The following is a 5,153-nucleotide window of genomic DNA, read 5'->3' as shown; positions in this document are numbered from 1 at the left end:
GTTCCGGTCTTGCTTCGAACGAACGCGCCGTGATGGCCATTCTCGTTACGCAGATCGCCGCAGCCGCTGCCGGCATCTCCTGGATGGCCGTCGAATGGATGCTCCGCGGCCGCCCCTCCCTGCTTGGCCTAATTTCAGGTGCCGTCGGCGGTCTCGTCGTGATCACGCCGGCCTCGGGCTTCGTCGGTCCGGTTGCCGCCCTCATCATGGGCCTTGTTGGCGGCGTGTGCTGCTTCTGGGCGCTGTTGTTCTGAAGCGCTGGGCCGGCTGGGACGATTCCCTTGATGCGTTCGGCGTGCACGTCGTGGGCGGCATTGTCGGCGCCATCCTCACGGGCGTCTTCGCTACGAGCGCCGTGACGGGCACCGACATGAACCCTGTCATGACGCAAGTCGGCATCCAGGCCACGAGCGTTCTCGCCACGATCGTGTACGCAGGCGCCGTGAACTGGATCCTTCTAAAGATCGTTGACAAGGTTATCGGCCTGCGCGTCACCGCCGACGACGAACGCATGGGTCTCAACCTCTCGCTCCATGGCGAACGCATTGAGTAAGGTTTGAGCCCGAACATCTCCTAGCCAGGAGGTACTGAGCCGTCCGGCTGCGACAAGCGGCCGGGCGGCTCTTTGCTTATGCCTCAACGCTCCTTACGGCTTTGAGCCGGGACGTCCGGCCTGAGAGGCGTAGTAGACGGCAAGCGCGTTAATCTCGTCATCGGTGAGCTTCTGCACGAAGAAGCGCATTTCCTTCAGGATGTCGTTCGTGCGTCTTCCGTCGCGGTAGTCTCTGAGCTGGCCCGCAAGATAGGCCGGGTTTTGGCCATGAATGACGGGCACGCTTCCGGTGGCCCTTCCTTTCCCCGTCGTACCGTGACAAGCCGCACACGGCGTGATCGCACGCTTGGGATCTCCCTTTCGGACAAGCCCGGAAACATCGATGCCTGAAGTGTCGGCCATGTTCTTTTTACCGACCTCAAGCTTCGTTCCGTCGGGGCCGGGAAGCATGGCGTACATGGCGGCGACGTCAGCGATCTGCTGATCGGTCATTGTTTTAACGGCCGCGACCATCAGTTTGGCGCGTTCGCCGCCCGAGCGGCGTCCGTCGCGATAATCCAGAAGCGCCTTGGCGGTGACCTCGAAGGGCTGTCCGGCGACATGCGGCCACGCGGAAGTCTGAGAAATGCCGTTCGGTCCGTGGCAGCTCCCGCAGAACTGCTTGCTGTGCACGGCAAAGCCGCCGAGCGGATTGGGTTCCGGAAGAGAGGCGACGACAGCATCGAACGCCTCGGGCGTGAGCGCAGGAGCGTCCGGATTTGCGGCCGGCGAAGCAGCCGCCATCACAGGCAAAGCCGCCATCATCAACATGCAGAGTTTTACTGCTTTCATCTTGTATCCTTAGCCGAAGCTGTCGGCCGTAATGGTGTTCATCCAGCTGTGCAGGTAATGTGCGGCAACGGCCTGCTCCTGCGGGCTCGCCGTCAGGAACTGATAGCGGGCTCGCGTATTGACTCGGGCGATTTTGCCGTTGACGATTCGGAAGACGTCGGCCACGAAAAGACCGTAGTCCTCGCCTGCAAGCGCATAGCAGGTGTTCGACCAGGCGGGCTCGGGAATCGGCCGGCCCGCGAGCTCCTCGACGATGGCGCGGGCCGTCGTCTTCGCCTGCGTATTGGCTGAAAAGCCCGACTTCGGCATGGCATCCGCGATGGACGCATCCCCGAGCACGTAGACATCGGGAATGATCGAGCTCTCAAAGGTCCGTCGATCGACCGGGCAGAAGCCCGTCTTGTCGGCTAGATCCATCTCAAGCGCAATGTTTGCCGCACGCATCGGCGGAATGATGTTGATCACGTCCGCCTTGATCATGCCCGCTTCGGTCCGTACCGTCATGCCGGCTGCATCGAGTTCCAGCGGCTTGCCGCCGTCGTGCGCCTGAATCCACGCAAGCCGGCAGTCGTCGCGTGCGGGCTTTGCGTAGTTGGAAAGCTTCGCCGAATAATCGGCCGGGATCGGGAACCCGTAGAGGCGGTTCCAGCCGAGGATCATCGTTTCATCCGTCACGAAGCTGTTCTTCGGATCGGTGATGATGACCCTTGCGGTCGGATTGTGCTTTGCGCACCATTCGGTCACGAGCGCGGCGCGTTCGTACGGACCGGGCGGACAGCGGTACGGATTGGGCGGCGCAACGATGAGGAACGTGCCGCCGCGGCGCATCGACTGAAGCTGATTGGCAAGGAGCTGCGTCTGAGGACCTGCGATCCAGCCGCTCGGGATTCGGGAGGCCGCCAGATCCGCGCTGTAGCCCGGCAGAGCATCGTAGAGAAGCTCGATGCCCGGCGAAACGATGAGCTTGTCGTAGGCATAACGGCTTGTTTTGCCGATCACGGTCTTTCTGTCGGCATCAAGACCGATGATCGTGTCGCGAACGACCTTGACGCCGTAGCGCTCGTGAAGCGCGTCGTATGAGACCGTGAGATCCTCCATTGTCACGGCGCCCGTCAGAAGTTCAGACGAGCCGTAATGGCGCACGAAGTTCGGATTCCGGTCGATCAGCGTAACGTGGATCTTCGGGTTGAAGATCTTGAGGTATTTGGCCGCGGTAGCGCCGCCGACGCCTGCGCCGACGATGACGATTTTTGCGCCGGCCGCAGGTGCGAGCGATTCGGCTGCCATCCTCGCCCAGGAAGTGCCGGCGGAAGTGCCCGCGGCGGCAAGGGCCATGGCCGTCAGAAGGCGGCGGCGGTGAAGCATGACTGCATTTCTCATTTCTGCTCTCCCGTCTTGATGTTCGCAAAGAAGTCGGCCATGCGTTCGATTTCATCGTCGCCGTAGCCCTGAGCAATGTGGCTCATGATGGAAGACGGCCGCTTGAGGTTCTTGAAATCCTTCATCGAGATAATGAATTCGGCGGGCGGCATGCCGGCCAGCGGCACAAAGTTTTCACCCTTAACTTCTCCGAAGGTCCCGTGGCACGCGGCGCACGTATGCGCCAGAGAGTCGGCCCTGGGTTCGGACGAAGAAGCGTCGCCGCCGAGAGCACTCCCGGATGCTGCGCAGAAGAAGGATGCGCCCGCCGCTGCAATGATTTGCCTGATGTTCATGTTGTCTCCTTATCCGTTGATCACGATCCAGCCGATGATGAAGTAGCCGGCGACCCAGCAGATATGGGACGCAATGGCGAGGGTGCCTACGCGGGTGAGTCCGGAGGAAGGCGTGTAGAGATCCTTCGTCTGACCGCTCTTCCAAGCCAGTGTCAGAAGGTACGAAAGGTTGAGGCCGCCCAGGACGAGGAAGGTCACGAAGAAGATGGCGGTGCTCGGCCAGTCCATCGTGATCTTGTAGTCGAGCGCATTCCAGCCGGCGGCGTCAAGCAGCGTGACGAAGCGGAGCACTTCGCGAATGGCGGCGAGCACAATCGTCATGATGATCGTCATGCCGAATGCCATGTAGTTGCAGAAAATGCAGAGCTTGCGCTTTTTCTGAATGAAGCTCATGGCGCCGAAGTACGCGATCGGGACCAGCGCAATCCACATCCAGACGGACGTGCGGAACCATTCCATGTTTTCAGGAAGCGCCGCCATCCAAAGCGCGCCGGCAGCGAGGACGAGCACGGCGCCTGCCTTGGCCATGGCGTGTGCAAGGCCTTCGATGAAGTCGACGTAGCCGTAGTCCGTCTCGCCCGAAGAGAGGAGATAGCGGCGCATGCCGAAGAGCCAGGCGGCCGTGACGGGAAGGCTCAGCAGCAGGAAGAACGCCAGACGTCCGATCGTGAGGCTGTGAAGTTCCCGGCCGTAGGGCACGATCGTGCCGCCGGGAGCGTACCAGTTCATCCATTCCGCGGGCTGAAGCGACTGATTGACGACCGCGTGCATGATGGCGCCGCAGACGATCATCAGAAGGAGCGAGCCGGCCAGCCAGAAGCCGCCGCGCGGTGCGCCCGGACGGCTCGACGGCATGCCGTCGTCCGCATATGAATGATTCAGACCGTACCAGCGGTAGAGCGCCAGATAGGCGACCGTGAGAACTGCAAGGAAGCCGAGAAGCCACCAGGCCGAAATCACGTTCGATGTGTACCAGAACGGATCGTAGATGACCTGAACGAAGAGAAGCGGCGCGACGCCCAGCACGATGGCGACCGCGACGGCAGCCTTGGCGGTCGTGCCCAGCGCGCCGGAAAGTCGCTGCCAGTACGGATTCGAAGAGAAGCTTCCCACAGCGGCAAGGCCTAGCGTGCCAAGCATCACATTGACTGCCGTCATGTGAAGCGCGAACGTTACGACGCCGAGCACGAGGAAGACGAGCGGATGAGCCGGCGCTCCCGCAGGATCCATCAGCGCCAGAAAAAGGGATTCATTCATTTGGCGTCTCCTTTCTTGACAAGAGTTTCGATGTAGGCGGCCATGGCTTCACGCTCCGCTTCGGGGAGCGGAACCGCGGGCATGTAGACCGTGTGGCCGCGATGCAGGCCTGCGCCCAGATAGTCGGCGATGAAGCGCCGGTCTGCATCGGACGGGAAGAAGCGCTCAAGCGGCCGAATGCCCGTGGAGGTGAGCGAATGACAGTTGCTGCAAAGCGTGAGCGCAAGCACGCGGCCGGCTGCGACCTCGTTTTCAGGCGTCACCCTGCGAAGGCTTTCCGGTACGAACGGATGCTGAGCGAGAATGCCCTTCTCCGCCATGCGCGGCAGTTCGCTTTTGATGCCAAGAGCCGGAACATCGCGACCGATGATCTGATTGCCGTAGACATACTGGCCGGCCACCCACGGCTTGCGGATGATTTCGCGAGCCGTCTCCTCAGGCGCAAGACCGAGGACGAGAATGACGATCGTCATGACGCCGGCCAGCCACGGACGCAGAACCGCGGGCTTCCAGGCGGTGATGATGAAGTACGCGGCGGAGACGGCCACCGAAGCCGCCATCATGAGGCCGAACTGCTCGGGCAGGCGCGTGGCCGCCAAATCATGCGCCTCGGCCGGAATCGTGGACAGATACCAGTTGAAGGCTAGACAGCCGAAGAACGTGCCGATGAGGCCGGCAGTCGAGAGAATGCGCACGATCGCCCTGCGGTCGTCCGCATCGCGGATGCGCCCGGCCACCATGCCGCCGACGACGCCGGTGATGGTGAGCATGAACATGAAGCGCGCGGCCACCTGAGC

General features: G+C 62.0%; 4 protein-coding genes and 2 pseudogenes. 1 reads left to right on the top strand and 5 read right to left on the bottom strand.

The window, feature by feature from the left end; genetic code table 11:
* Positions 1-32: 32 nt before the first annotated feature.
* Positions 33-553 (top strand): annotated as a pseudogene (locus Q0106_RS11910) (hypothetical protein).
* A 93-nt stretch (positions 554-646) separates the two neighbouring features.
* Here Q0106_RS11910 and Q0106_RS11410 read toward each other — a convergent pair.
* The 5 genes and pseudogenes from Q0106_RS11410 to Q0106_RS11390 all read right to left on the bottom strand — a co-directional run.
* Complete coding sequence (locus Q0106_RS11410) at positions 647-1,384, bottom strand: c-type cytochrome (protein ID WP_288657219.1); 738 nt, start codon at positions 1,382-1,384, stop codon at positions 647-649.
* Between the two features lie 9 nt (positions 1,385-1,393).
* The gene (locus tag Q0106_RS11405) at positions 1,394-2,764 is read right to left on the bottom strand and encodes an NAD(P)/FAD-dependent oxidoreductase (RefSeq protein ID WP_288657218.1); all 1,371 of its coding nucleotides are present in this window, start codon (positions 2,762-2,764) and stop codon (positions 1,394-1,396) included.
* Positions 2,761-3,099, bottom strand: coding sequence for a hypothetical protein (locus Q0106_RS11400; RefSeq protein ID WP_074008813.1), 339 nt, complete (start codon positions 3,097-3,099; stop codon positions 2,761-2,763). Before Q0106_RS11400 ends, Q0106_RS11405 begins: the two co-directional genes overlap by 4 nt.
* A 9-nt stretch (positions 3,100-3,108) precedes the next feature.
* Positions 3,109-4,356, bottom strand: coding sequence for a hypothetical protein (locus tag Q0106_RS11395; RefSeq protein ID WP_288657216.1), 1,248 nt, complete (start codon positions 4,354-4,356; stop codon positions 3,109-3,111).
* Positions 4,353-5,153, bottom strand: a pseudogene (locus tag Q0106_RS11390) (cytochrome c); the annotation flags it as partial. The gene Q0106_RS11395 and the pseudogene Q0106_RS11390, both read right to left, overlap by 4 nt.

This window comes from uncultured Sutterella sp. (assembly GCF_937923675.1).
GTDB lineage: Bacteria > Pseudomonadota > Gammaproteobacteria > Burkholderiales > Burkholderiaceae_F > Sutterella.
Note: the sequence above shows the minus strand (reverse complement) of the source record. Positions and strands in the feature narration are given on the sequence as shown.